Raw genomic sequence first — 26,253 nt, 5'->3', positions numbered from 1 at the left:
ATGAGATGAGGCTCGCTAGCTGCGGTGGCCGAGGTGCGCTCTCCCGCTTGCGCAAGTGGGAGAGGTGAACGAGCCCGCGGCAATCGATTCAACCTGAAGCCATTCCACTCTACCGGCCGAACCCGGGGATGCCGAACAGACCTGGCCGCTGCTCCGGCGGCGGAGGGGGCGGCGGTGCCGGTTGCTGCTGCTGGATCGGCGGCAGAGGCTGCGGCGGCCGCTGCTGCACCTGCTTGGGCGCGGCCTTCTTCTGCGCCGGCGGCGGTGGCGGCGGCTTTGCCGCGGCAGGATCCGGTGCCGCGGTCGCGATGGTCTGCTGCGGCTCTTTGCAGTCGGTCAGCCAGATGTCGTAGATCGGATGCTCGACGCCGTGCAGGCCCGGGCTTGCCGCGTACATCCAGCCCGAGAAGATGCGCTTCACCTCGCCCTGCAAGGTGATCTCGTCGACCTCGACGAAGGCGTCGGTGTTGGCGGCCTCCGTCGCCGGCCGCGTGTAGCAGGCGTCGGTCTTGACCCTGAGCGCGCCGAACTGGACGGTCTCGCCGATCTCCTCGTCGAAATTGATGATGCGTCCGGTGATCTTGTCGAGACCGGAGAAGGTCGCCTTCTTGTTCACGATCTTCTGGGCCGGCGGCTCGGTCACGACCTCGTCGCCCGGCTGGAGGCTCGCCGGCGTCTGCGGCACAGCGCCACCCGGCCCGCCCTTCTGCTGGGGCTGGCGCTGACCGGGCGCACCCGGAGCGCCCTGCGGGCTGGGCGGGGCGATCGCCGCGGAGGGCGGCTGGTTCGGTGGCGCGAGGGTCGAGCCCGGCGGCGGCGCCAGGGGCTGGCTCTCGACCGGTCCCGGCATCACGTTCCCCTGCCGGCCCGGAGGCGGCGGCATCGGGCGCGACGGCAGGACGCGGCCCTGCGGCGGCAGCTCGGGCACCTCTTCGTCGTCCTCGGGGATCTGCTGCGGCTGGGGCTGGCCACGCGGAATATTGCCGGGCGGCCGCAGCGGCGGCGGATCGGAGAAGATCGTGCCGATCTGCGCCTGAGCCGGCGTCGCAGCCGTCAGTGCGGTGGCGGCCAAAAGCGCCGCAAGACCGGTCAGGGAAAAGGTTTTGAGCATCTCGCGCGGCTTCAACAGCGAATCGGGCTTGTTGGACATTCTACAGGGGATACCGCCGCTCGCAGGCCCTCCGGTTAACACGCCGAATACGGCGGGGGTGTGTTGTCGAGCAAAAATGCAGCGTTTTCAAGCGATCTGCGGCCACCTTTGTCCATCCTTGACCATCTTTTCATGGGTTTCCGGGACCAATCCGGGACCGTGCGGTCACTCTTCGTTCTAATCCGCGATCTCTATTTGTCATCCCAAACAATATCGTCGTGCACAGCTTGCGGTTGAAGCTGATGCCAACCATGACCATTATGAACAGGGCGTCCCGCCCGAAGACGGAGAATGTCTACACTCAATGGGCCAAGAACAGCTATCGCAAAATGAAGCCTCAAACCGCGCACTAAGCCGCGTGTTGGACGCAATTGGCAGAATGTACATCAAACTCTTGTTTTTCGCGATGCGACGGCGATCCCGTTACTTCATCCGTCTCTCCGCAAAGTGCCATCTGGCATGCCTAGTCGAGGTTTGGTCCAAAATCTCGGAAGGCCCCTTGAATAGTGAGACACGATTTTACAGGGATGCCGACGCGGCCATAGCATACTATTTGATGCGATCATCCACGTCGCGCGATAGCTTCACATCTTTAGAGCAGAAAATATTAGGCTGGCACCTCGTTGCTTGGTACCGCGCGCAGACAGACGTCCCCGATGCGAGAAGGCATTTCAATTTCGTGCGCAAGCACCGCTTGGCTAAAATCATTCGCTACTACGAGAACTTGCAGAATTACATTGCCTATGTAGCAACATCTGAGATCGCGACACTCCAACAGAGCTTCAAAGAGCCTGTAAGTCGCGACGAGTGGAAGTCGAAGGTCAACTTCGATCGTCTACCACCCGAACTGAAGGACGAGCCGCATCGTGCGCGACGTATTGCGGCGTTCCTTGCGAGGAAGGTGCGGTCCTTAAGACACGAGTACGCGATCAAGAATTACACCAAAATCGATTTCGCGCTTTCAGATGTCACCTCGTTCATTGCCATCTCCGGCGCAATGCTCTTGCTGTTGGGGTTCGGGCGCGTCGCTCTTTTTGGATGGTATTTCGACATCCCATTCGCCAGATACTTCAGCACAACCGACTATATCGCTAGCGGCTTGGGCGAAATCTATGGATACCTGATCGCTGCGGTCCTTGCGGCGATGTTGGCATTTTACCGGGTAGCTACGGCTACGGCATTTTCAGTACAGGCCCCCGACCTTTATCAGCGATCATGGAGCGGCCGTATCGAGAGATGGGTTTGGCACTTTACGGGCGTAAGCGCAATTGTCGCGCTCGTTGTGGTCGCTGTGCAATCCCACTGGGTTGATACGGTGTCACTCGCGGCTGCGCTGTCATACGTGATTTCAATATTACTTTGGAGCGTAAGCCTGCGTTTTTTCAAGGACCCTCTCAAGGCAGGCATATTGTTGACGGTTTTCCTTGTCTCGGCCGGAGCTACGTTCGTGGGAACGGTCAACGAGATACAACGGATCACGCACACATCTCCCAGCGCGCGTCATCGCACAATCCAATTTAGCGACGCGGCTTTTGATGAACCCACGTGGAAAATTCTTGCGATCACGAACAACTTCGTGATCCTACGCCGACAGAACGATGGGGTTGTCGTTGTGAAAGCGAGAACCGATCTCAAATTCATTGAAGATCAATCGCCACTTCCCGATTCAACGCGCAGCTAGGTTGTGTTCGTAGCCAGAACGCCTCCATCGAACATCGGATGATGCTCAGCATTGCACCGGCGGTGTCTTCTTTTTTCAGAAATGCGAAGCCAATCCCGAACCGAGGCGCTCCAAAGATTTCAGATTGCATCGGTTACACACGCCGTCTCGCTCTCGTCGGTTACCGGCGTCAGCATGGGATCGACTATCGCGCCTTGGTTTGCACCGCCACTACACTGCGTATTCGGCGGGGCAGGTTGATCTCAAACTAAGATTGAAATCGTGAACTCAATAAACTATTCCGCTAGTATATCTCGTAAGATACTGAATTAACTTATAAATTTGCGGATACTCTTTTCCGGGACCAATCCGGGACCGTAAGCTCAAAAAGTTCGATTATACCCTATAAAAATAGCGCTTTACGACTAACCCGCCCCTTGCGGCGGGGGAAGGGCGGCATCCCTGCCCTTCCCGGCGCGGTCTGGCCAGGCCAGCTCCCGGATGGGATAGTCGTGAAGCCCCTCCCGGGGCCGAAGGCGGGCGTCGCCCCCAAAAATGACACCAACTGGAAACCCCAAGGTCCCCGTTCATGCCTGTTGTGCTCGATCCCGACGCCGCCGCCGTCTACAAGGCGTTCCAGGAGGCCGGCCGCCCCGCCTACGAGACGCTGACCGCTCCGGAAGCACGCGCCTATTATGCGCAGGCGCGCTTTGCCACCAATCCTGACGCGCCGGAGCTTGCCCGCGTCGCACCGCTGGCGATCCCGGCGCCGCACGGTGCGATTCCCGCCCGCATCTACGTGCCCAAGGAACTGCGCCGGCGCGACGGCATGTCGCCAGTGCTGGTGTTCTTCCATGGCGGCGGCTGGGTGATCGGCGACCTCGACTCCCACGACGTCGTCTGCCGCCAGCTCGCGGCCGAAGGTGCGCTGACCGTGATCTCGGTCGATTACCGCCTCGCGCCCGAGCACAAATTTCCCGCTGCCACCGAGGACGCGATTGCCGCGACCAGATGGGTTGCGGCGAACGCGCGCGAGCTCGGCATCGACGCCGCGCGCCTTGCGATCGGCGGCGACAGCGCCGGCGGCAATCTCACCGCGGTTGTGGCGCTTGCCTCGCGGGACGGCAACGGTCCTGCGCTCGGGGGCCAGGTGTTAATCTATCCGGCGACCGATTTCGCCATGACGCACGGCTCCCATCGCGAGCCCGAGACCAGCGTGCTGCTGACCCACTCGGTGATCCGCTGGTTCCGCGACCACTACCTCAATGGCGCGGCCGACATCTCCGATTGGCGCGCCTCGCCGGCGCGCGCGCAAAACCTTGCCGGCCTGCCGCCGGCCTATGTGCTCACCGCCGGGGCCGATCCGCTGCGCGACGAAGGCGCAGAATATGCCGAGCGTCTGAAGCAGGCCGGCGTGCCCGTGACCTACAAGCATTATCCCGGCCAGTTCCACGGCTTCTTCACGATGGGAAAATTGCTGCCGCAGGCCAATGTCGCCGTGCGTGAGATCGGCGCTTGGTTGAAGGGATTGGGCTGATACGTCGTCCCGCATGCCTTCCATTCTTCATACCGTCTTCGCCCTCCCCCTGCGCGGGCTGACATGGCTCGGTGGCCAGGGCACCCGCGCCGTGGCGGCGATCGCCTTCATCGCGGTCGCGGTGCCGCCGCTCGGCGCGCTGCTGCGCCCCTACGTGACCGAGGCGATCTTTCTTCTGCTCTGCATCTCCTTCATGCGCGTCGATCTCGTGGCGCTGTACGGACATCTGCGCCGGCCGGCGCTGGTCGCGGCCGCCACGGCCTGGACCACGATCGGTGTGCCGCTGATCGTCGCTCTCGCCGCCTACGCGACCGGGCTCACCACGAGTTCCCCGGGCCTTGCTCTCGCGCTGATGCTCCAGGGGATGGCCTCGCCGATGATGGCGGCGCCGGCCCTTGCCGCGCTGATGGGCCTCGATGCCACGCTGGTGCTCGTGACGCTGGTGACCTCGACCGCACTCGTTCCCTTCACCGCTTCGATGTTCGCGGGTCTCTTTCTCGGCGGCATGCTCAGCATCTCGCCGGCCACGCTCGGTCTGAAGCTGCTCGGCATTCTCGCCGCATCGCTGCTTGTTGCGACCGTCATCCGCTGGGTCTTCGGCACGGCTGCGATCCAGCGCCACAAGCAGCCGATCGACGGTCTCAACATCATCATCCTCTTGGTGTTCGCCTCCGCGGTGATGGGCGATGTCGCCAGCGATCTCGTCGCCGATCCCCTGTTCACGATCGCCGTCGCGCTGCTCGCCTTCACGGTCTATTTCACCCTGCTCGCCGCGACGACGCTGATCTTCCGCCGCGTCGGCACTGAGCGCGCCTTCGCCATTGGCCTGATGGTGTCACAGCGCAATCTCGGGCTGATGCTGGCTGCCACCGCGGGCGCGCTGCCGGCCACGACCTGGCTCTATTTCGCGCTGACGCAGTTTCCGATTCATCTTGCGCCGTACATGCTGATGCCGATCGCGCGGCGGGTCATAACCCGCGCGAGTAGCTCCGCGGCTGCGGCTGCAAGCACCAGCTAGCGCGTGTATTTATGGATTCGGGATGTGGCAACGAGAGACGCGAATGTTGATCATCGGCCCTGATCCTGTTTGCGGTGGCGATCTCCGCGATTGCCGCCGCGGTTCCATGCGCGCAATCAAACTCTCTCCCGAATTCCTACAAATCTCTGCCATCTACCAAAGGTAGATTGCTCCCGGTGAAGCGTGGTCAACAACGCGACTTGCAAAAAATCCAGCAGGCGTCAGGCCCGTTTCCGACAATGAAATGGGAGTTACGCCATGCAGCATCTGCCGAACGACACCTTCGACGTCACCCTTGACCAGTTTGGTCAAATCGAGACCGTGTACGGAGACCCCGGCTTTCCCGCAGCCAAGGACGTCTGGGGCGGCAACGACACCGTGACGGCCACCGTCACCGAGCTCAATACCAGGCTCACGATCTTCGGCGACGACCACACGACGTTGCTTGGTCATTCGCAAGGCGGAAACGACACGCTGTTCGCCGACATCGGCGGCGGCTGGAACACCGCCCTCGTGGTGGGCGATGCCCAATCGATGATCGACGACGCCAAGGGCGGCAATGACACCATCGTCGCGGATGCCCATGGCACGGTCTACACCACGGTCTCGGCCTTCGGCGACGCCGCGGGCGACATGTCGGGCAACGCGCAGGGCGGCCATGACGACATCACCGGCTCGATCGGGTGGCGAGGTGGCGCCAACCTGTTCGCCGGCGATGCCGGCGGTGCCATGATCGACACCGCGCACGGCGGCAACGACACGCTCGATGTCAGCGTGCTCACCATCGATGGCGGGGCGACAGTCAGCGGCGACGCCATCGGTGCGCTGCGCGGCCTTGCACAAGGCGGCAATGACAGTCTGACCGTCACCCTGGACGGCGACAGCCCCATATCCGGCGCAACCCTGTCAGGGGATTCGTCGACATCCCTGATGGATCTGACCCAGGGCGGCGACGATGTCCTTACCGTCAAGATCGACGGCCAGTACGCGGATGCGATCTCATCGGTATACGGCGACGCGCCGATCATGGCGGGTCATTCTCATGGTGGCAATGATATCCTCAATGGCGGCACCGGCCGGGACTTCATGTACGGCGATGCGCGGATCTATGAGCCCGCGGTGCCGGGCTCAATCACCGGCGGCAGCGATACGCTGAACGGCGGAGCTGGCGACGACCAGCTGTGGGGCGGCGGAAACAGCGACTTGTTCGTCTTCAACACCGGGTCCGGCAACGACACGATCAACGACTTCGGTCAGGGCAACAAGGCCGTCGGCAGCACCGCAGTGGAACACGATCTGATCGACGTGCACGCCTACGGATTTGCGGACTGGACCGCACTGTCGAGCCTGATCAGCGACAACACAGCCGGCGATGCCGTGGTTCACCTCTCCGCCAACGACACGATCACGCTGGACGGGGTTCAGGCCGCCAACCTGCATCCGACCGACTTCATCATCTGAGGAAGTTGAATCAAAAGCGGCGGTGTCGCCGCGCAACGCGCGGGGCGAGACCGGGATTGCGCCAGCACGGCGTCGAGTTCCGCCGCGCCGCCAATCTTCGTCGCAACCAAACTCTGTCCCGAATTTCAGCAAACCTCCGCCGTCAACCGAAAGTAGATTCCTCAGGGTGAAGCGGTCACAGCACGTCGCGCAAGAATTTGCCGGCGTTCAGGCCCGCTTCCGACAATGAAATGGGAGTTACGCCATGCAACATCTGCCCAACGACACCATCGACGTCCTGCTCGACCAGTTTGGTCAAATCGAAACCATCTACGGCGATCCGGACTTTCCGACCACCACGGATGCCTGGGGCGGCAACGACACCGTGACGGTAACCGTCACCCAGCCCGAAACAGAGGTCACGATCTTTGGTGACGCCAACACGACGTTGCATGGCCAGTCCCACGGCGGCAATGACACCCTGACCGTTAATTTGAGTTTCGGCTGGAACGCCTTCCTCGTGATCGGCGATGCCCAGGCGATGACCGACGACGCCAGCGGCGGCAACGACACGATCAATGTCTTGGCCAATTCGATGTACACCAACGTGCATGCTTTCGGCGACGCTGCCGGCGACATGTCGGGCAATTCGCACGGCGGCAGTGACACCATCACCGGCGCGGTGGGCTGGCGAAACTACGACCAAGTATACGCCGGCGATGCCGGCGGTTCCATGACTGGCACGGCGCAGGGCGGCAATGATACGATCGCCATCACTGTGGACACCCTGCAGGGCTTCGCGACGGCTAGCGGCGATGCCATCGGCTCCATCGGCGGCGATGCGCATGGCGGCAACGACAACATCACCTTCACCTTCGGCACCGACGTCGCCATGACCGGCGGATTTGGCTATGGAGATTCGGTGACCTCGCTGACCGATAATGCCCAAGGGGGAGATGACATTCTCACACTCGAGTTCGATGGCATTGACACCATCCAGTTTGCACACCCAACACTCTACGGCGATGCACCGACCATGTCCGGCAATGCCCAAGGCGGTAACGATATCCTCACCGGCGGAGCAACCTATGATTTCCTTTATGGCGATGCGAAGGTCTATGATCCCGCAACGCCGGGCTCGATCACAGGCGGCAGGGATATCCTCAACGGCGGCGCCGGCAATGACCAGCTTTCGGGCGGCGGAAACAGCGACACCTTCGTCTTCAATACCGGCTCCGGCAATGACCTCATCACCAACTTCGATCAAGGCAACAAGGCGGTCGGCAGCACCGCGACCGAGCACGACCTAATCAATGTGCAAAATTACGGATTTGCGGACTGGACGGCGCTGTCGAGCCTGATCAGCGACAATGCCGCTGGCGATGCCGTGATTCATCTGTCGGCGAGCGACTCCATCACGCTCGACGGCGTCACCGCGGCGAGCCTGCACCCGACCGACTTCGTCATCTGAACGAGTTGCTCCGGGAGCAACTGTCTCGCCCCGCCTCCAGTGGGGCGAGACGCGGGTTACACGCCCGCCCCTATAGCGCGCCACTCGTTCGCTGACACGAGCACAAGCCCTACCCCGCCCGCGCAGCGCGGCGCAGGGCCTGCGGCGGCTGGCCATACGCGCGGATGAAGGCGCGTCGCATCCGCTCGGGGTCGCGGAAGCCGGTCGTTTCCGCAACGCGCTCGATCGCCTCGCGCGAGGACTGCACGCGCTCGCGCGCGACTTCGAGCCTGAGCCGCTCGATCGCCTTGGACGGCGTCGTGCCGGTCTCGGCGGCAAAGGCGCGGGCAAAATGCCGTGCGCTCATGCCGGCGCGATCGGCGAGATCCTCCACCGAGAGCGGCGCGTCGAGATTTTCGCGCGCCCAGGACAATAGCGTGCCGAAGCGTCCGTTCGGCGCCTTCAATTCCAGCAACGAGGAGAATTGCGACTGCCCGCCGCTGCGGCGATGGTACAGCACGAGCTGCCGCGCGGTTGCCTGCGCGATCTCCTCGCCGTGGTCCTCGGTGACCATCGCCAGCGCGAGGTCGATCCCTGCGGTGATACCTGCGGATGTCCACACATTGCCGTCGCGGGTAAAAATCTGGTCCGGCTCGAACTTCACCTTGGGAAAGCGCGCGACGAAGTCGCGCGTCCGCCCCCAATGCGTGGTGGCGCGGCGGCCGTCGAGAAGTCCCGCCTCGGCGAGCACATAGGCGCCTGAGCAGACGCTCGCCACCCGCACGCCGCGCTTTGCGAGCCGCTGCACAAAGGCCCGGGTGACCTCGCAGCGCGCGGCGTCCGCGACGCCCGTGCCGCCGGCCACGACCAGCGTCGTGATCGCGTTCGCCGACTTGAAGTCACGCGCCATCATCTCGACACCGGACGAGCTGCGCACGAGTCCGGGCTTCGCCGCCAGCACGCGAATGAGAGGTGGCTTGGCGATGCAGCGCGCCGCGATCTCGAACGCCGAGATCGGGCCTGCCGCATCGAGCAGCTGGAAATCCGGGAAGATCAGGATGCCGATCATTGGCCAAGCCGCAATGCTATGTCCGAAAGAGAGGGAATTACGCCATTTCGGACAGGATGGCATCATGTCATCCTGCCGCCGTCAAGGTCGCAATTGGAGGATCTGCCGATGTCGTCACCGCTCCAGATTGGTCTGTTGGTGTTTCCGCGTGTCACCCAGCTCGACTTCACCGGCCCCTTGCAGGTGTTCGCCATGGTTCCCGACGCAAAACTGCACCTGATCTGGAAGCGGATCGAACCGGTGCCGAGCGATTCCGTGATGACGCTGACGCCGACGACGACGTTTGCGGACTGCCCTCAACTCGACGTGATCTGCGTGCCCGGCGGCAGCGGCACCAACGACCTGCTCAACGACGAGGGGGTGCTTGACTTCCTGCGCAGACAGGCCGACGGCGCCAAATACGTCACTTCGGTCTGCACGGGGTCGCTGGCGCTCGGCGCCGCCGGCCTGTTGAAGGGTTACCGCACCGCCACCCATTGGAGCGCGATGGAGATGATCGCCCAGTTCGGCGCGATACCGACAAAGTCGCGCGTCTGCATCGATCGCAACCGCATCACCGGCGGCGGTGTCACCGCCGGCATCGATTTCGCCCTGACGCTGGTGTCGATCATGGTCAATCGCACCACGGCGGAAGCGATCCAGCTCCAGATGGAATACAACCCCGCCCCGCCGTTCAATTCGGGCTCACCCGACACCGCATCCGCTGAAGTGCTGGCATTGCTGAGGCAGCGTGGCGCGCAAAACCAGGCGCGGCGCCTCGAGGCGGTGAAGCGGGCGGCCGAGCGCGTGATGTAAAGCATCGGGCTTGCTGTCCGTGACCCGGACGCAGCGCAGCGCTTCCCTGGCGATGCGAAGCATCGTCCAGTAGCGATGCGCTGCAGAGCCGGGGCCAATGCATCAGCGGAGTACGACGCCTGGGTCCCGGCTCAGCGGCGCAGCGTTGAACGCTGCACCGCGTCCGGGACACGCGAGGCCGAACACAACAGAAAAAGGCCGCTCGGTTTCCCAAGCGGCCTTTCCTGTCTCACGGCGGCTGCACATTCACATCGGGCGATTTCGGAGCTTCAGACCGGGGGCCTATCTCCCGATCGAGTCCTTCCTCGGCGGCCGCTGCATTTCGGGACAGTCGCGAGCTGTTGCCCGAACCGAGCGCGATGGTCTCCCATCTCCGTAAGATGGGATCATTGAGCCGCATCGCGCGCGCCGGCGCAACGCCCACGCAAGCGGCATCCCCGCTGTTCCCGTTGTCCACAGCGGCGCGGATTCAAGCGCATCCGCTTCGGACGGTCGCGGTTCGCAGGTGGGCCGAAGGGCTAACCGGGCGTCCAGGGCTGGTAGTCGCCGGTCGCCTTCGGACGCCGGCCGCTGGCAAGCGTCGAGCCGGAGGGACGATAGGCCTCGGCCGTGCCGGTGAGATTCGGCTGATGCGGCTTTTCCCACTCGCGCGGCTGGTAATTGGCCTCGGTCGGCGGCACGTCGACGACGTGATGGATCCAGCCGTGCCAGGACGGGGGAATCCGGCTCGCCTCAGCATAGCCGTTATAGATCACCCAGCGCCGCTCGAAGCCGAGCGTCGGATCGACCGCCCCGCCGCGGGTGCGATAATAGAGGTTGCCCTGCTCGTCCTGGCCGACCAGCTCCCCGTACCGCTTGGTCCAGAGCTGGGTGCCAAAAGTCTGGCCATTCCACCAGGTGAAGAACTTGAGGAAGAATTGTTTCATGCGGCAAGGGCCCTGCTTCGTCGGGTCCTGATGCCATCCGGGCAGCGAAATGTCCAGTTCGGTGGGGGCGCCGGTGCCCTCCACAAATCCGGCCATTATCCAGCCGCTGCCGCAAAGCGGACGCGATTCATTCATGCCCGGTACAGCGGCAGCGCGTGACGCTCCATTTGCGCGCAAACCGGCGTGATCCCAGGAACCCCAGCGCTTTCATAAGGTTTGCTTCCGGGAAAGGAGTTTAACCATGAACAGTCTGAAAGTCTTGAGCGCCGCCGCGGCGGTGGCGCTGGTTCTTCCCTTGGCGACGCCGAGCTTTGCCCAGAATCGTCCCGCCTTGGGCGGAGGCGGTGGCGCCCATATCGGCGGTGGCGGCGGCGGTGCTCACTTCGGTGGTGGCGGCGCGCGCATGGGTGGCGGCGGTGCCGCGTTCCATGGCGGCGGCGGCAATTTCGGCGGCGGAGCCGCGATGCGTCCGAGCGCAGGCAATTTCGCAGCCGGCACTGCGGTCCGTCCGAGTGGCGGCAGCTTCGCAGGCGGCACTGCGGTTCGTCCGAGCGGCGGCAGCTTCGTAGCCGGCGCGGCGCCCCGTCCGGCCCTCTCGCCATCCTTCAGCGGCACCCGCAGCGTCGCAACCGCGGGCAGCTGGCAGGGCGGAAGCAACTGGAGCGGCCGCCATTGGCATCACCGTCACGGCGGCTTCTGGCCGGGCTTCGCAGCTGGCGCCGCGATCGGCGGCCTCGGCTCGTACGCCTATTACGGCGGCGGCTACGGCTACTACGATGATCCATACTACTATGACAGCTACTATGACGAGCCGTCGGTTGCGGTGGTGCCGGATAGCGGCGGCGACTCCGCTGCCTATTGCGCGCAGCGCTACAGATCCTACGACCCGGCTTCGGGCACTTATCTCGGTTACGATGGCCAGCGGCATCCGTGCCCGTAGGCGGATCGCCGAGGCATGAGGCAAAAGGCGTCGCAGCGATGCGGCGCCTTTTTTCGCGCACGCGCGCGGATGCGTACAAGTCGACGCAAATGGATCTTTATGCACTGCGCCGTGCATATCCTTGACCATCCAATCCAAAATTGACCGGACCCACGATTCGCGGATATCACCAATCGCAGTGGAGACTTCGATCACCTGGGAAGTGTCATGCCGCGTATTCTCGTGGTTGACGACGATCCGATGGTCGGCGCGACCATCGAAGTCCTCCTCCAACGTCAGGGCTTCGACGTCACGCTGACCGACGGCGGCGAAACAGGACTGGCTGCGCTGGAATCGCAGACCTTCGACGTGATGCTGGTTGACATCTTCATGCCGCACATGCGCGGCTTCGAATCCATCCGCATCTTTCACGAGCGCGCCCCGACTACTCCGCTGATCGCGATGTCGGGCTACGCCTTCGCCTCATCCGCCTCGCCCTCTCCTGATTTTCTCCGCATGGCGCTGGAACTCGGCGCAACGCGCTGCCTGCGCAAGCCGTTCACGCCGGAAGCGCTGCTGACCACGATCCGGGAATGCCTCGGCGGCGCGGGCGCGAGCGTACAGCCGAAGGACAAGAAAGAAGTCCCTTGATTCCAACGCAGCGCGTCATTCTCGGTGCTGGACTTGCCATCCTCCTGATCATCACCGCGGCTTCGATTGCCCTCGACGTCAAGTCGCGGTCCGACGCGGCATGGGTCAATCATACCGTCCAGGTGCAAAAGAAGATCTCCGACCTCCGCGTGCTGCTGCGCCGTGCCGAGAGCGCCGCGCGCGGCTACGAGCTTTATCGCACCCCGGGCTTCAGCGATGAGTTCCAGGCGGTGCACGCCAGGATCGCGCCGGCCCTCGCCGACCTCAAGCGCGACGTGCGCGACAATCCCGATCATGTCGCGCTGCTGGAGGGCACCGAGCCGCTGGCGCTGCGCCGGATCGAGATCGCCGCCACAGCGATGCGCCTGCGCGCCGAGAACGACCAGGCCGGCATTGCCGCGCTCAACAGCAAGGCCGAGGGCCGCGGCCTCATGGACACGGTGACGCGCAATCTCGACCGTCTGAGCGCCGAGGAAGAACGCCTGCTCAACGCGCGCTCCCAGGATTCGCGCCGCACCGGCATCGTGCTGCTGGGTATCGACGTCGCCGGCGCCGTGCTGATCCTGCTGCTGGTCGCGCTGGTGATGCGCGAAAGCCGGCGCGCCACGGGGAAGCTCCAGAACTCGCTCGAGCAGACCCAAGCCGCCAAGACGGCGCTCGAGGCGGCGGTGGCCGAGCGCACCGAGCATTTGGTCACCGCGCATGACGAGCTGCGCCTGTCGATCAACGTGCTCCAGAGCACGTTCCGCAGCATGGCGGAGGCGGTGCTGGTGATCGACGCCGAGGGCAATGTCCTTCTGTCCAATCCCGCCGCCGAGCGCATCTTGGTGCATCGCACCGGCATGAATTTGAGCAATCTGCGCGCGCTGTCCGCTGTGTTTCACGGCGACGGCGTCACGCCGCTCAGGGCCGACGAGCTGCCATCGACGCGCGTGCTGCGCGGCGAGCAGTTCGAAGAGCTGGAGATGATCGTCCGCCCGCACGGCGGCAATCCTCCGCGCCATCTCATGATCAGCGGCCGGCCGATGCGGGACGGGCAAGGCAACATCTCCGGCGCGGTGCTGGTCTATCACGATGCGACGACCTCGCGCGAGACTGAGCGGCAGCTGTACCAGTCGCAGAAGCTGGATGCGATCGGCAAGCTGACCGGCGGCGTCGCGCACGACTTCAACAACATGCTGACCGTCATCTCCGGCAATACCGAGACGCTGGTGGAGAGCCTGAAGGGCCAACCCGAGCTTCAGCGCACGGCACGGCTGATCGACGATGCCGCCGAGCGCTGCGCCGAGCTGATCCAGCATCTGCTGGCATTTGCGCGCAAGCAGCCGCTCGAGCCGCGCAACGTCGACATCAATGCCGCGATCTCGGACATCGCCAAGCTCCTGCGCCCCACCCTCGGCGAGCAGATCCAGATCGAGACCGTGCTGGAACAGGGACCGATGACGACGCACATCGATCCGTCCAGGCTCACCAACGCCGTGCTCAACATGGCGATCAACGCCCGCGACGCGATGCCGAACGGCGGCAAGCTGCTGCTGGAGACCCGCCGCGTCGTGCTTGATGAGGCCTATGCGCAGGCCAATGCGGAGGTTCGGCCCGGCCCTTACGTGATGCTCGCGGTCAGCGACACCGGCACCGGCATGCCCCCCGACGTCCAGCAGAAGGCGTTCGAGCCCTTCTTCACCACCAAGGAGGTCGGCAAGGGATCTGGCCTCGGCCTCTCCATGGTCTACGGTTTCGTCAAGCAGTCCGGCGGCCACACCAAGATTTACAGCGAGGAGGGCCACGGCACCACGATCAAGCTCTATCTGCCGCCGGGCGAAGGCGCCGCGGACGTGGCAGCCAGTGTCGTGCCCCAGGCCGAAGGCGGCGCCGAGACCGTTTTCGTGGTCGAGGACGACACCTTGGTGCGCAACTTCGTCACCGCGCAGCTCCAGAGCCTCGGCTACAAGACGGTGGCCGCATCCGACGGCAAAGCCGCGCTGCAATTGATCGAGGCCGGCCAGACGTTCGATCTGCTGTTCACCGACGTCGTCATCCCCGGCGGCATGAGCGGGCGCGAGCTCGCTGAAGAGGTGGCGAGGCGCCGGCCGGGTGTGAAAGTGCTCTACACCTCCGGCTACACCGACAACGCCGTCGTCCATCACGGCAAGCTCGACGAAGGCGTGCTGCTGCTGACAAAGCCCTACCGCCGCAACCAGCTCGCCGAGATGATCCGGAAGGCGCTGGGCGGCTAATTCAACGCGTCGCCAGCAGCACGGCGGCGAGTGTGAAGATCAGTGCCGCGATCTGCCCTCCCCCGAGCGGCTCGCCGAGCGCGATCGCCGAGGCGACGACGCCGATCACAGGCACCGCCATGGTGCCGATCGCGGCGACGGAGGCCGGCAGGCGCGAAAGCGCGGCGAACCAGCTGACATAGGCGATGCAGAACTGCACCACGGTCGAATAGACCAGCAGCCACCAGCCGAGCGGCGTCACCAGCGACAGATGCGTGGTCTCGACCAGGAGGCCGACGATCGAGATCGGCAGGCAGCCGATCCCGATCTGCCAGGCCGCAGCCGTGATCGGCGGCAGATGGATCGGGTACTTCTTCGAGAACACCGTGCCGACGGCAAAGCCGAGCGCGCCGGCGAGCGCCATGATGATGCCAGGCAGCTTTTCGACGCTGGCGGCAATGCCGTTGCCGCCCATGATCGTGGCAAGGCCGGCAAAGGCCAGCACCAGCCCCAGCGTGCGCAAGACTGTCGGCCGCTCGCCCAGCACCGGCCAGGCGATGATCGAGGCCCAGACCGGCATGGTGTAGGCGATCAGCGCCGCCTCACTCGCCGGCAGCCAGAGCAGCGCCAGGCCCATCAGCACCATCCAGCCGGTGACGTTGAGCACGGCCGCGGTCAGCAGGCGCGGCCAGATCGCCCCCTCCACGCGCAGGCTTTGCCGGCGCATGACCGCAAGCAGCGCCAGCAGCACCGCGCCTAGCACGCCGGTGACCCCGCGCAGGGTGAGCGGCGGCAGCTCGGCGAGCAGGAATTTCGTCACCGGCCAGTTGAAGCCCCAGCCGATCGAGGTGATCGCGAGGAACATCAGGCCGGCCGGGGCGATGCGCGGCCGCGCATCCCGGCGGGTCGAATCATGCATGGGTAATCCGGCAAAAACTTAAGGCCAGCTTGGCGCGGATTCGCTGGCCCCGCCACCACTTCGGCGGGCATGCCTGCCTCACCTTCCGTAGGGCTACGTGAGTCCCGCTGACGCAATCCCGGTCCTGAAAAATATACCTGCCCTGTGAACAGCGGGATGAAGGCCCGCATCATCACCGGATGCCAAATTTTTTCGGTTGGGAATCCCTGAGGACTCACTGATACTTGGGTCCACAACAGGCGCGGCGAAGACCCCTGTTATCCCCCACAATCCACCATATTTAGTATTTGATTCAGGAACTCGCACTAGTTCTTGACGGGCGCAACGGAGAGTCCTAGCTTTCGGTCCGTTCGGCGCGAGTGAGTTTGCGTCCCGCCGGCACTCCCCCAAAGGGTCTCGCAAATCTCAACTCCGCCAGCCGGTCAAAGGCTGCGGAATGAGGGCTTGTCTGCCCTTGGGAATGCGAACTTTTCGGGCGCCAGAACGGGCCGGCAACAGGCTCGCATGGCATCGGTTGAAGAAGTGACGTTGTGGGGCGTTGAACGCATGTCGCGCACATCCCCTTGGGGGCGGATGGGTGTGGACATGCCGGCGGGTTGATCGATGCACGCATCGACGTCGCGCCGGGAAAAACAGGGCCGGATCCACCGGCTGAACTGCGGTGCCTCAAGGCCGAACGGCCGAAGGCGCCGCGAAATGAAATGACGACCCGGCACGCCCAGAGCGAGGGGCGGGACCGGTCAAAACTAAGGACGGGGCAAGACGATGCGGATTGAGCGGCGCCACACCACTTCGGGACAGTCACCTTATGCGGGAATCGAATTCCGCCTGACCACGTCGGAGATTCGCAATCCCGACGGCTCGGTCGTGTTCAAATTGGACAATGTCGAGGTGCCGACCGAGTGGTCGCAGGTCGCCTCCGACGTGCTGGCCCAGAAGTATTTCCGCAAAGCGGGCGTTGCCGCGCGCCTGAAGAAGGTCGAGGAGGAATCCGTCCCCTCCTTCCTGTGGCGCTCCGTGCCCGATACCGACGCGCTCGCCGCGCTGCCCGAGAACGAGCGCTATGTCAGCGAGCTCAGCGCCAAGCAGGTGTTCGACCGCCTCGCCGGCTGCTGGACCTATTGGGGCTGGAAGGGCGGCTACTTCACCTCGGACGACGACGCCCAGGCCTTCTATGACGAGCTCCGCTACATGCTCGCCATGCAGATGGTCGCGCCGAACTCGCCGCAATGGTTCAACACCGGCCTGCACTGGGCCTATGGCATCGACGGCCCCGGCCAGGGCCATTATTACGTCGACCCCTTCACCGGCAAGCTGACCAAGTCCAAGTCGGCCTACGAGCACCCGCAGCCGCACGCCTGCTTCATCCAGGGCGTCGGTGACGACCTCGTCAATGAGGGCGGCATCATGGACCTCTGGGTCCGCGAGGCGCGCCTGTTCAAATACGGCTCCGGCACCGGCTCCAACTTCTCGCGCCTGCGCGGCGAAGGCGAGAAGCTCTCCGGCGGCGGCCGCTCGAGCGGCCTGATGAGCTTCCTCAAGATCGGCGACCGCGCCGCCGGCGCGATCAAGAGCGGCGGCACGACGCGCAGAGCCGCCAAGATGGTCGTCGTCGACGTCGATCACCCCGACATCGAGACCTATATCGACTGGAAGGTGAAGGAGGAGCAGAAGGTCGCCGCCCTCGTCACTGGCTCGAAGATCAACCAGAAGCACTTGAAGGCGGTGCTGAAGGCCTGCGTGAACTGCGAAGGCTCGGGCGACGATTGCTTCGACCCCGAGAAGAATCCTGCGCTCCGCCGCGAGATCAAGCTCGCCCGCCGCAGCCTGGTGCCTGACAATTACATCAAGCGCGTCATCCAGTTTGCCAAGCAAGGCTACAAGGACCTCCAGTTCGACACCTACGACACCGACTGGGATAGCGAAGCCTACCTCACCGTCTCGGGCCAGAACTCCAACAACTCGGTCTCGCTCAAGGACGACTTCCTGCGCGCGGTCGAGACCGACGGCGACTGGAATCTGACGGCTCGCACCTCCAAGAAGGTGACGAAGACGCTGAAGGCGCGCGACCTCTGGGAGAAGATCGGCTACGCCGCCTGGGCCTCGGCCGATCCGGGCCTGCACTTCAACACCACGATGAACGACTGGCACACCTGCAAGGCGTCCGGCGACATCCGCGCGTCCAATCCGTGCTCGGAATACATGTTCCTGGACGACACGGCATGCAATCTCGCCTCCGCCAATTTGCTGACGTTCTACAACACCACGACCAAGCGCTTCGACGTCGAGGGTTACGAGCACCTCTGCCGGCTCTGGACCATCGTGCTCGAAATCTCCGTGATGATGGCGCAGTTCCCGTCGAAGGCGATCGCCGAGCTCTCCTACGAGTTCCGCACGCTCGGCCTCGGCTACGCCAATATCGGCGGCCTCCTGATGACCATGGGCCTGCCCTATGACAGCAAGGAAGGCCGTGCGCTCTGCGGCGCGCTGACTGCGGTCATGACCGGCATCACCTACAAGACCTCGGCCGAGATCGCCGCCGAGCTCGGCACCTTCCCCGGCTACAAGAAGAACGCGGCGCACATGCTGCGCGTGATCCGCAACCATCGCCGCGCCGCGCACGGCGAGGCGTCCGGCTATGAGGCGCTCAGCGTCAACCCGGTGCCGCTCGACCTCGTCTCCTGCCCGCAAGCCGACCTCGTCAGCCATGCCCAGGCGGCCTGGGATGCGGCGCTCGAGCTCGGCGAGAAGCACGGCTATCGCAACGCCCAGACCACGGTGATCGCGCCGACCGGCACGATCGGTCTCGTCATGGACTGCGACACCACCGGCATCGAACCGGACTTCGCGCTGGTCAAGTTCAAGAAGCTCGCCGGCGGCGGCTACTTCAAGATCATCAACCGCGCGGTCCCCGCAGCGCTGCGCGCGCTCGGCTATCGCGAGAGCGAGATCGCGGAGATCGAGGCCTACGCCGTCGGCCACGGCTCGCTGGCCAACGCCCCCGGCATCAACGTCACCACGCTGAAGGCCAAGGGCTTCACTGATGAGGCGATCGCCAAGGTCGAAAAGGCCCTGCCGACCGCCTTCGACATCAAGTTCGCCTTCACCAAGTGGACGTTTGGCGAGGATTTTATTCGCGACCAGCTTGGCATTGGCGCCGAGGCGATCGCAGCCCCCGGCTTCGACTTGCTCCAGGCCGTCGGTTTCACCAAGCGTGAGATCGAAGCCGCCAACGTCCACATCTGCGGCGCAATGACGGTCGAGGGGGCCCCGCATCTGAAGGCGGAACATTACCCCGTGTTCGATTGCGCCAACCCCTGCGGCAAAATTGGAAAACGCTACCTGTCGGTCGAGAGCCACATCCGCATGATGGCAGCGGCGCAGCCCTTCATCTCGGGCGCGATCTCCAAGACCATCAACATGCCGAACGACGCCACGGTGGAGGACTGCAAGTCCGCCTACATGCTGTCGTGGAAGCTGGCGCTCAAGGCCAACGCGCTCTATCGCGACGGCTCCAAGCTCAGCCAGCCGCTCAACTCGCAGCTCATCAGCGACGACGAGGACGAGGACGATGCGGTCGAGCAGCTCTACGAGAAGCCGATGGCCGCGCGCGCGACCCAGGTCTCGGAGAAGATCGTCGAAAAGCTGGTCGAGCGCATCATCGTGATGCGCGAGCGCGAGAAGATGCCTGACCGCCGTAAGGGTTACACCCAGAAAGCGGTCGTCGGCGGCCACAAGGTGTACCTGCGCACCGGCGAGTATGACGACGGCCGTCTCGGCGAGATCTTCATCGACATGCACAAGGAAGGCGCGGCGCTCCGCTCCTTCATCAACAACTTCGCCATCGCGGTGTCGCTGGGCCTGCAATACGGCGTGCCGCTGGACGAATATGTCGACGCCTTCACCTTCACCCGCTTCGAGCCGGCGGGCCCCGTGCAGGGCAACGACAGCATCAAGTACGCGACCTCGATCCTCGACTATGTCTTCCGCGAGCTCGCGGTGAGCTATCTCTCGCGCTTCGATCTCGCCCACGTCGATCCCAACGAGACGGGCTTTGACGCGCTCGGCAAGGGCGTCGAGGAAGGCAAGGAGCCGGACGAGGACGGCGGCCACCACGCCACAAAACTGGTCTCGCGCGGCCTCACCCGCTCGCGGACCGACAACCTCGTAGTGATGCGCGGCGGCTCGACCGCGGTCTCGCAAGGCAACGACAGCGCGCCTTCCGGCGGCAGCAAGGTCACGGCGATGGCGGCGCATAGCACGAGCGCCCGTGTCGGCGATGCACTCGAAGGCGCCGTGGCCCTGAAGCAGGAGGTCCAGCACGATCTCTCTCCGACGGAGAAGCTCGAGCAGCTCCAGTGGAGCAAGGCCGGCACCGCCGCGACCGCCGCCCCCAGCAAGGCCGAGCGCCGCGCAGAGGCGAAGGCCAAGGGCTACGAGGGCGAGATGTGCTCGGAGTGCGGCAACTTCACGCTGGTGCGAAATGGGACGTGCATGAAGTGCGATACGTGTGGGTCGACCACTGGCTGCTCATAAGAAATGAAATGCCCGGGCTCGCCCGGGCATTTTTCTATGCGCTCAAAGAAGCGATGCTGATGGGGGATGAACTAGGATCGAAACAGCGGAACATCACAATGTCGGATGACTACAAGGTTGATGGTCTCAGCAATGCACAGGTTCGGGCACTGGCGAAACGGTCTCGAGCCTACTTGAATCTTTCTGACGCCGATTTCATCGACGTCTTGGCCTTAGAGAAGATTGATCAGATATGGACGGTGCTCGGCCCCAAGCCATTCCGTCTCGAGGTTGTTTCAGACTCTGAACTTCCAGACGACTCTGGTCTCACTACCTTTGACGGAGTTCATGTTCTAACCCGCGTTAGGCGGGGCCTCCGCCACGACGCATTGCTTGGCCATGGATACCCGCGATTTACCTATGCGCACGAACTGGGACACGCCACGCTGCATCCTAAACACTTGCTACAGGGCGCTTCGATGCCTCGCCGGCGTCAGGGCAACACAAGGTACAATTGGATTCCGAGCTTTCAATCGGCGGAGCATCAGGCAATGGTGTTCGCTGCGGCCTTCCTAATCAACGACGATACTGCACGCAATCTAGCGACAGCAGACGAAGTCGCCATCCGATTTGGATTGAGTCTTGAAGCTGCTCGGATCTATTTCGAGCAACTGTTGGAAGAAATCGAGAGACCTCTCTCAGCGGAAAGAGTTCGTCGAATGGCCGACGAATTCAAGGCGATTGTGGCAGATAAAGACTCCCCCACCCGGACGATCTCGTTTCTTGACGACCCTTGCTTGGCGTGCAGTCAAAAGCAACTTTTTCCCGTCAATGGTTCAAGGTACATGTGCCGAGCTTGCGATCGAGTTTACGATCGATATCAAGACGGCGATCAAGCTGGTTAGCACCTAGACAGGATCCAAGGGCCATTGCCTACGATTTCGATCGCACTCTCGCGCCCGGCAATATCCAAGACCCGCCATGCAAAGGCCGTACGGCCCCCGTTGCAGGAAACCGCCTGATCCTCGAATAGAACCGCCATGGCACGTAAGAAAGACCATACTCCAGAACAGATTGAGGCCGTACTTCGGGAGATAAACGATCAAAGCGACCGAGGCGCTGCCATAGTATCTGCGGCCGTTCTTGAGGGAGATACTGGAGATCACTCTTCAAAAGCGCATGGTCGATCTAAACCGGGAGAAGTACGATGCCATATTCAAGGTTGATGGGCCGGCTGGTAGCTTACGCAATAAGATAGACTTATTCTTCGCCTTGGGCTTGTGCAACGAGAGCCACCATAAGGTTCTCCATCAGATCAGGGAAATTCGGAACAAGTTTGCGCATCGAATCGAGTCGCTTACGTTTGACGATGAGACAATCGGTCCGCTGGTCGATAAGCTAGGCCCGGAAACGCAAACTTCCACATCCAGGCGCCTTCGCTTCACCAACACTATCGGCACTATCATGATGCTCATGTATGCCGTCTCTACCGCCGACATAAAGCTAAAGGGATTAGGGGAAACCCATCCGCGAATTTATATCGAACTGCTCAAGATGACTCTTCCCGGATCGGCAGACGAAATTGAGAAAATCTGGCAGGAACACATGGGCGACCAATAGCCGGTAGGGAGAGTGCAGCCCGCGAGATGGGGAAGCTATTGATGCGCCACCTGCTGCTTACGAGCCACGCTCCTCGGCGACGCTGTCGAATGAGTTCCTGCATGGCGACAGCCTCCGCACCGCCCCGCTGCGCATTCGAGGAAGGGGACCGCTTTCCTTACGGTGACAGTGCACTAAATTCACTCGCTCCGTCCTACCGATGTGCACTGTCACCGTAAGCGCAGATTGGTTCCGGCTTCGCTGGTCATCATACCCACCGCCGAAATTGCCTTTGCGGTCGACCGCTTCCCCCTAAACTCCCAACCCCACCGGCATGGGTTCCGACGGGCCCGGTAGAAGCGGAGTTAAGTTATGCCCAAACCGGAAAGCTTCCCGATCGAGAAGATCTTCGTTCCCACGAAGCAGAAGAAAGCCATCAAGCCCGACATCGTCGGGGAGATCGCGGAAAGTATTCTGGAGATTGGACAACAGGCTCCGATTTCCGTTCGGCTCGATGGAGACCGCCTGGTTCTGGTAGAGGGACTGCATCGGCTCGAAGCCTGCAAGGCGCTCGGCGAGACGACCATTATCGGTGTCCTGGTCCCGGCGGAGCTTGCTCAGCACAAGCCGCTGCTGTCCGAACGACCCGAGGTCGAGGCTGAGCGCATCAAGATGGCGCGATTGAAACAGTTGCGCTTGGAAAAGGAAGCCGCAGAGGCATCGACGGCTGCGTTGAGGAGCGCCAACGCAACGGAAGCGCCGCGCACCCGTCCGACGAAAGGCGGGCGCGACAATCCGAAGGCATCGCCGGGCCGGACTGCGAAATCGACACCGAAAACATTGTCGGACTGGATCACGCAGCAAAAGAGCAGCGGCGGCCGCTATTGATTTCCAGCAATTAGCTCATCGAGCGCGTAACCCGTAGGATGGGTGGAGCGAAGCGATACCCATGCCCGAGCCAAGTGATGGGTTTCGCAAGGGCTCAACCCATCCTACGCGCTGGATCCGCGACTCCTTGCCGGATGCGTCGAAGGTGATCGGCAAAATCTCACCACATGGCCGCCACGCAAGCGACAGCCCACAATCGCGATTTCAGCGCAAACGCGGCGGAGGCTCGCGGCTTCATCGATATTCAGGAGCCATTTGCAATGTTGAGTGCGGTGGGAAACAAGCCAACGGGAAAATCCGGCCGGCGCGGCGGGAAGAAGAAGTCGGGACAACGGACCGGGGCCGGCGAGCAACGCGCAACTGCAGCGCATCAATTGCCGGATGCCTCGGCGGAGAACAGGCAAGAGACTGAGCAAGAGACGAGCCGACAGATCAGCGCGGAGGTACCTTCGGCTGCAGCCTTGCCGGATGAGGCTTCCGGGATGGAGATCGCTGCAAGCCCGCCCGTCGCACCGGTCGAACCCTTCCAAGCCAGCACGCAGGCGATTGCCGACGCCTATAGCGGCTACATCAGGACGTCGCTTGAGCAAGCATGGAGCTTCCTGGGAAAGCTGGCGATGGCGCGTTCACCCGTCGAGGCCTTTGAGCTTCAGGTGGCGTACGCGAAACAGGCGTCCGATTCGTTTGTCGCCGAATCCCAGAAGATCACCGAGCTGCATGAACAATTGACCAGACAAAGGGTCATGCATCTTGAGGGGTTCGTGGCCAGGCTCACCCAGACGACGCTCGAAATCCGCGCGATACGTCACTGACGGCAGCTGCGTATTCCGGCACCGCGGGGCCGGAAGCCCTAGGATAAGCATTCCTTGCGAAACCCATCTTCGTTGATGGGCTTCGCTCCGCTCGACTATCCCAAGAACTGCGCGTTGCGCAGTCGCGGCGCCAACCCACCCTACGCGCTCACTCCGCCCCGCTGCCGAGCCCACCATGATTTTTCCTTTGCACGCGCGTTGTGTCGGACAGCGGCGAGACCTATCCTTCCAACGATCGGACTGCCTCCCATTGACGCCCGACCGGATGGAGAGCGCATCGGTGCCTGACACGAACGATCCCAAACCTGATGCCAACAAGACTGATGCCGTCACGCCCGATACCGTCAAGCCGGACGAGGCGCGCGCCGACGGTGGGCTGGCGCGGGCCTACGACCGGATCAAGAGCGCAGAGGAAGACCTTGCGCGGCTGGACCGGCTGGTTTCCGGAATGGAACGCGACAGCGAAGGCCCGCGGGGCTCGCACGCAAGTGCAAGTGCGACGGCAGGCAGGACTTCCGGAAACAAGGCGCCGATACCGGATGCCAAGGTTGCGAATACCAAGCTTCGCGATCAGGGCTTGATGGGAGATCGGACCATGGTGCGCGCCTTGGCCATTCTCGTGCTGGCGATCGGTCTTCTCGGTGCCGCCTTCGCCTCGCAATATCGCGATGAGGCCAAGTCGATCAGCAAGTCGATCAGCAAATCGATCCTGGCACGATGGGTTCCGCCGGCCGCGATCGCGCCACCGCAGGCGTCCGCGGTGGAAAGTCCGGCGCAGCCGCCGTCCGTGTTGCTGGCTGCTGCGGATGAGCAGAGCCCGGTGCCCGCGTCGCCGGGGCCTAAGGAAACGGAAAGCGCCCCGAAGCCGGGCGCCACGGCGCCTGACCAATCATCGTCCGAGCTCGCGCAATCGCTCAGGGCCATCACGAGCGAGCTTGCGAACATCAACGGCAAGCTCGAGCAACTGAAAAGCCGCAACGAGCAGACCCTGCGTGAGCAGGCCGACACCATTCAACAGCTCAAGGCGGCGCAGGAAAAGGATGCGGCGGACAATGCCCGCCTCGCCGCGCAGGTCCAGGCGCTGCAAACGCAACTGACCGCTTCATCGGCGTCTCCAGCCGCGAAGCCTGTCGCGCGGAGCGTGATGAACAACGATGCGGCTGCGCATGTCCGGCCGCACGTACCAGCGGCCGAACCCCGGCGGCCCAGATCGCCGCGCGGCCCCTGGATGCCTCCGCCGTATATGGCCGACCCTTATTACGGCTATCCGGATTGGTGAGCCGCAGGGCGGGCTTATTTCCCGAAGGCGCGATTCCCTGATCGAGCTTGATGGGTTTCGCTCCGCTCTACCCATCCTACGAACTTCCGCAGATAGCAAAAATCCCGCCGGACAGGCCGGTTTTTTCTTTGCTCACCGGCTTTGGCTTTTAAGGGCTTCGGCTACCGGCTGCTGACGAACCAAGTTCATCGCCAACGCCGTCGAATGCATTCTGGCTGGCGACCGCCCCAACCCCGCCCTGCTCCGCATCTGCCGCTGCGACCCGCCCCCGCGCACCGGCCGCGAAGATATCGTGCACCAACCCCAGCTTCCCGAGCCCCAGAATAATCAACCCATTGATATCGACCTCGTACCAGGCGTGCGACAGATACGCATCCCGCGGAAACCGGTGATGGTTGTTGTGCAGCCCTTCGCCGAACGTGAGGAACGTCGTCACCAGCTCGTTCGTCGTGCCGTCATTGGTGTCGAAGCGGCGGTAGCCGTAGCGGCCGTCGCTGTGGCAGACCGAGTTGACCAGCGAGGTGGCCATGGTCATGAGATAGCTGCGGAACAGGCCGGAGAACAGGATGCAGCCGACCATCGTGTGCACGCCACTGAGGGCGTAGCCGATGGCGCCCGGAATGATCAGCGCCGACAGCGCGTACCAGTACCAGCGCGTCCTCGTGAAGAACATGGCGATCGGGTCGGCCAGGATGTCCTTGGCGTAGTAGGTGGCATCGGTGGTCTCGCGGTCCCACACCCAGCCGCCTTGCGCATGCGACATGCCCTTGGCGAAGCTGGTATAGGGGTTGCCGCCGCCGTCGTAATAGGGGCTGTGCACGTCGCCGGGCCGGTCGGAGTGAAGATGGTGCCGCCGGTGGTTGCTCACCCATTTCAGGATCGAGCCCTGCACCGCCATCGTGGCGAGCGCGGCGAAGATCGTCCGCATCACCGGACCGCAGCGAAAGCTCCGGTGCACGAAGTAGCGGTGCATGAAGCCGATCCCGATCGTGGACAGCACGAACGTGCCAGCGAAGACCGAAAGCTCGACCCGGCCGATGCCTTGCCAGAAGGCCCAGACCAGCGCCGCGATCGACCCTCCGATCATGATGGCGAACGAGATGTAGGAATCGCGAAACTTGGCGTCGACCACCGGACCTTCGGTCAGCACGCCCGGCGGCATCTTCGGCTCCGCAGCTTGCTCGGGCGCCACGCTCTCAACCACGGTCATTTCAGCCGATCCATTCCCGCAAATGCATTCTTCTGCGGTGCAGCGTACAGCCGAGGGTTGTTTTGAGCAAGGACCCGGTTGGCCGTGGGAGCACGGAGCTGTGGCCTGCAGGCTATAGGGTGGGTTAGCTCTGCAGGTGCACGAAGTGCATCTGCAGGGCGTAACCACCTCTTTCGCTTCTCCGGTGATAAGCAGTGGTG

At 63.2% G+C, this 26,253-nt stretch carries 20 protein-coding genes; 15 read left to right on the top strand and 5 right to left on the bottom strand.

Annotated elements, in window-relative coordinates; genetic code table 11:
- Positions 1-109 precede the first annotated feature (109 nt).
- The gene (locus YU9_RS0107460) at positions 110-1,150 is read right to left on the bottom strand and encodes a DUF2155 domain-containing protein (protein WP_027572235.1); all 1,041 of its coding nucleotides are present in this window, start codon (positions 1,148-1,150) and stop codon (positions 110-112) included.
- A gap of 499 nt (positions 1,151-1,649) precedes the next feature.
- On the opposite strand from YU9_RS0107460, the gene YU9_RS0107450 reads away from it, so the two are divergent.
- The 5 genes from YU9_RS0107450 (at position 1,650) to YU9_RS0107430 (ending at position 8,276) form a co-directional block, all read left to right on the top strand.
- A complete protein-coding gene (locus YU9_RS0107450; RefSeq protein WP_156951742.1) occupies positions 1,650-2,831 on the top strand; it encodes a hypothetical protein in 1,182 nt (393 codons plus the stop codon).
- Positions 2,832-3,399: 568 nt separating this feature from the next.
- Positions 3,400-4,347, top strand: coding sequence for an alpha/beta hydrolase (locus tag YU9_RS0107445; RefSeq protein WP_027572233.1), 948 nt, complete (start codon positions 3,400-3,402; stop codon positions 4,345-4,347).
- Positions 4,348-4,360: 13 nt separating this feature from the next.
- Positions 4,361-5,365 carry a Na+-dependent transporter gene (locus YU9_RS0107440; protein WP_027572232.1) on the top strand — a complete coding sequence of 335 codons (1,005 nt, stop codon included), beginning with the start codon at positions 4,361-4,363 and terminating at the stop codon, positions 5,363-5,365.
- 258 nt (positions 5,366-5,623) lie between these two features.
- On the top strand, positions 5,624-6,826 hold the full coding sequence (locus tag YU9_RS0107435) for a calcium-binding protein (RefSeq protein WP_027572231.1): 1,203 nt from the start codon (positions 5,624-5,626) through the stop codon (positions 6,824-6,826).
- 244 nt (positions 6,827-7,070) lie between these two features.
- Positions 7,071-8,276 (top strand): calcium-binding protein, encoded by a 1,206-nt coding sequence (locus tag YU9_RS0107430; protein ID WP_027572230.1) that lies wholly within the window; start codon positions 7,071-7,073, stop codon positions 8,274-8,276.
- A gap of 109 nt (positions 8,277-8,385) precedes the next feature.
- Here YU9_RS0107430 and YU9_RS0107425 read toward each other — a convergent pair whose 3' ends face one another.
- Complete coding sequence (locus YU9_RS0107425) at positions 8,386-9,324, bottom strand: GlxA family transcriptional regulator (RefSeq protein ID WP_027572229.1); 939 nt, start codon at positions 9,322-9,324, stop codon at positions 8,386-8,388.
- Positions 9,325-9,432: 108 nt separating this feature from the next.
- Between YU9_RS0107425 and YU9_RS0107420 the strand changes: the two genes are divergently transcribed.
- Complete coding sequence (locus tag YU9_RS0107420) at positions 9,433-10,119, top strand: DJ-1/PfpI family protein (RefSeq protein ID WP_027572228.1); 687 nt, start codon at positions 9,433-9,435, stop codon at positions 10,117-10,119.
- A 518-nt stretch (positions 10,120-10,637) separates the two neighbouring features.
- On the opposite strand, the gene YU9_RS0107415 is transcribed toward YU9_RS0107420, so the two are convergent.
- Entirely contained in the window at positions 10,638-11,045 is a 408-nt protein-coding gene (locus YU9_RS0107415) for an NADH:ubiquinone oxidoreductase subunit NDUFA12 (protein ID WP_027572227.1), read from the bottom strand.
- A gap of 241 nt (positions 11,046-11,286) precedes the next feature.
- Here YU9_RS0107415 and YU9_RS0107410 point away from each other — a divergent pair, with 241 nt between their 5' ends.
- The 3 genes from YU9_RS0107410 (at position 11,287) to YU9_RS0107400 (ending at position 14,852) form a co-directional block, all read left to right on the top strand.
- On the top strand, positions 11,287-11,985 hold the full coding sequence (locus YU9_RS0107410) for a BA14K family protein (protein ID WP_027572226.1): 699 nt from the start codon (positions 11,287-11,289) through the stop codon (positions 11,983-11,985).
- Between the two features lie 207 nt (positions 11,986-12,192).
- Positions 12,193-12,615: a response regulator gene (locus tag YU9_RS0107405; protein WP_027572225.1), complete on the top strand. Its 423-nt coding sequence runs from the start codon at positions 12,193-12,195 to the stop codon at positions 12,613-12,615.
- On the top strand, positions 12,612-14,852 hold the full coding sequence (locus YU9_RS0107400; protein ID WP_027572224.1) for a CHASE3 domain-containing protein: 2,241 nt from the start codon (positions 12,612-12,614) through the stop codon (positions 14,850-14,852). The genes YU9_RS0107405 and YU9_RS0107400 overlap by 4 nt, the downstream gene beginning before the upstream one ends.
- Before the next feature lies 1 nt (position 14,853).
- Here YU9_RS0107400 and YU9_RS0107395 read toward each other — a convergent pair whose 3' ends face one another.
- Positions 14,854-15,750, bottom strand: coding sequence for a DMT family transporter (locus YU9_RS0107395; RefSeq protein ID WP_027572223.1), 897 nt, complete (start codon positions 15,748-15,750; stop codon positions 14,854-14,856).
- Between the two features lie 765 nt (positions 15,751-16,515).
- On the opposite strand from YU9_RS0107395, the gene YU9_RS0107390 reads away from it, so the two are divergent.
- The 6 genes from YU9_RS0107390 to YU9_RS0107365 all read left to right on the top strand — a co-directional run bounded on the left by YU9_RS0107390 (position 16,516) and on the right by YU9_RS0107365 (position 24,843).
- Positions 16,516-20,286: a vitamin B12-dependent ribonucleotide reductase gene (locus tag YU9_RS0107390; RefSeq protein ID WP_027572222.1), complete on the top strand. Its 3,771-nt coding sequence runs from the start codon at positions 16,516-16,518 to the stop codon at positions 20,284-20,286.
- An 8-nt stretch (positions 20,287-20,294) separates the two neighbouring features.
- Positions 20,295-21,170 carry an ImmA/IrrE family metallo-endopeptidase gene (locus YU9_RS0107385; RefSeq protein ID WP_027572221.1) on the top strand — a complete coding sequence of 292 codons (876 nt, stop codon included), beginning with the start codon at positions 20,295-20,297 and terminating at the stop codon, positions 21,168-21,170.
- A 274-nt stretch (positions 21,171-21,444) separates the two neighbouring features.
- Positions 21,445-21,885 carry a DUF4145 domain-containing protein gene (locus tag YU9_RS0107380; protein WP_027572220.1) on the top strand — a complete coding sequence of 147 codons (441 nt, stop codon included), beginning with the start codon at positions 21,445-21,447 and terminating at the stop codon, positions 21,883-21,885.
- Between the two features lie 351 nt (positions 21,886-22,236).
- Positions 22,237-22,752, top strand: a complete 516-nt coding sequence (locus YU9_RS0107375) for a ParB N-terminal domain-containing protein (RefSeq protein WP_027572219.1) — start codon at positions 22,237-22,239, stop codon at positions 22,750-22,752.
- A 167-nt stretch (positions 22,753-22,919) separates the two neighbouring features.
- Positions 22,920-23,564 carry a phasin family protein gene (locus tag YU9_RS0107370; protein ID WP_027572218.1) on the top strand — a complete coding sequence of 215 codons (645 nt, stop codon included), beginning with the start codon at positions 22,920-22,922 and terminating at the stop codon, positions 23,562-23,564.
- A gap of 265 nt (positions 23,565-23,829) precedes the next feature.
- Positions 23,830-24,843: a hypothetical protein gene (locus tag YU9_RS0107365; RefSeq protein WP_027572217.1), complete on the top strand. Its 1,014-nt coding sequence runs from the start codon at positions 23,830-23,832 to the stop codon at positions 24,841-24,843.
- A gap of 148 nt (positions 24,844-24,991) precedes the next feature.
- Here YU9_RS0107365 and YU9_RS41105 read toward each other — a convergent pair whose 3' ends face one another.
- Positions 24,992-26,053 carry an acyl-CoA desaturase gene (locus tag YU9_RS41105; RefSeq protein WP_084298918.1) on the bottom strand — a complete coding sequence of 354 codons (1,062 nt, stop codon included), beginning with the start codon at positions 26,051-26,053 and terminating at the stop codon, positions 24,992-24,994.
- Positions 26,054-26,253 lie beyond the last annotated feature (200 nt).

Origin of the sequence: Bradyrhizobium sp. WSM1743 (assembly GCF_000473065.1) — a bacterium.
GTDB lineage: Bacteria > Pseudomonadota > Alphaproteobacteria > Rhizobiales > Xanthobacteraceae > Bradyrhizobium.
Note: the sequence above shows the minus strand (reverse complement) of the source record. Positions and strands in the feature narration are given on the sequence as shown.

What these genes read in the sequence shown, in the direction of transcription:
- YU9_RS0107375 (WP_027572219.1), top strand. Translation starts at nt 22,237, where the DNA reads ATGCCCAAACCGGAAAGCTTCCCGATCGAGAAGATCTTCGTTCCCACG.
- YU9_RS0107395 (WP_027572223.1), bottom strand. Translation starts at nt 15,750, where the DNA reads ATGCATGATTCGACCCGCCGGGATGCGCGGCCGCGCATCGCCCCGGCC.
- YU9_RS0107445 (WP_027572233.1), top strand. Translation starts at nt 3,400, where the DNA reads ATGCCTGTTGTGCTCGATCCCGACGCCGCCGCCGTCTACAAGGCGTTC.
- YU9_RS0107425 (WP_027572229.1), bottom strand. Translation starts at nt 9,324, where the DNA reads ATGATCGGCATCCTGATCTTCCCGGATTTCCAGCTGCTCGATGCGGCA.
- YU9_RS0107365 (WP_027572217.1), top strand. Translation starts at nt 23,830, where the DNA reads ATGGAGAGCGCATCGGTGCCTGACACGAACGATCCCAAACCTGATGCC.
- YU9_RS0107410 (WP_027572226.1), top strand. Translation starts at nt 11,287, where the DNA reads ATGAACAGTCTGAAAGTCTTGAGCGCCGCCGCGGCGGTGGCGCTGGTT.
- YU9_RS0107380 (WP_027572220.1), top strand. Translation starts at nt 21,445, where the DNA reads ATGGTCGATCTAAACCGGGAGAAGTACGATGCCATATTCAAGGTTGAT.
- YU9_RS41105 (WP_084298918.1), bottom strand. Translation starts at nt 26,053, where the DNA reads ATGACCGTGGTTGAGAGCGTGGCGCCCGAGCAAGCTGCGGAGCCGAAG.
- YU9_RS0107440 (WP_027572232.1), top strand. Translation starts at nt 4,361, where the DNA reads ATGCCTTCCATTCTTCATACCGTCTTCGCCCTCCCCCTGCGCGGGCTG.
- YU9_RS0107415 (WP_027572227.1), bottom strand. Translation starts at nt 11,045, where the DNA reads ATGAAACAATTCTTCCTCAAGTTCTTCACCTGGTGGAATGGCCAGACT.
- YU9_RS0107385 (WP_027572221.1), top strand. Translation starts at nt 20,295, where the DNA reads ATGCCCGGGCTCGCCCGGGCATTTTTCTATGCGCTCAAAGAAGCGATG.
- YU9_RS0107430 (WP_027572230.1), top strand. Translation starts at nt 7,071, where the DNA reads ATGCAACATCTGCCCAACGACACCATCGACGTCCTGCTCGACCAGTTT.
- YU9_RS0107435 (WP_027572231.1), top strand. Translation starts at nt 5,624, where the DNA reads ATGCAGCATCTGCCGAACGACACCTTCGACGTCACCCTTGACCAGTTT.
- YU9_RS0107370 (WP_027572218.1), top strand. Translation starts at nt 22,920, where the DNA reads ATGGCCGCCACGCAAGCGACAGCCCACAATCGCGATTTCAGCGCAAAC.
- YU9_RS0107405 (WP_027572225.1), top strand. Translation starts at nt 12,193, where the DNA reads ATGCCGCGTATTCTCGTGGTTGACGACGATCCGATGGTCGGCGCGACC.
- YU9_RS0107420 (WP_027572228.1), top strand. Translation starts at nt 9,433, where the DNA reads ATGTCGTCACCGCTCCAGATTGGTCTGTTGGTGTTTCCGCGTGTCACC.
- YU9_RS0107390 (WP_027572222.1), top strand. Translation starts at nt 16,516, where the DNA reads ATGCGGATTGAGCGGCGCCACACCACTTCGGGACAGTCACCTTATGCG.
- YU9_RS0107460 (WP_027572235.1), bottom strand. Translation starts at nt 1,150, where the DNA reads ATGTCCAACAAGCCCGATTCGCTGTTGAAGCCGCGCGAGATGCTCAAA.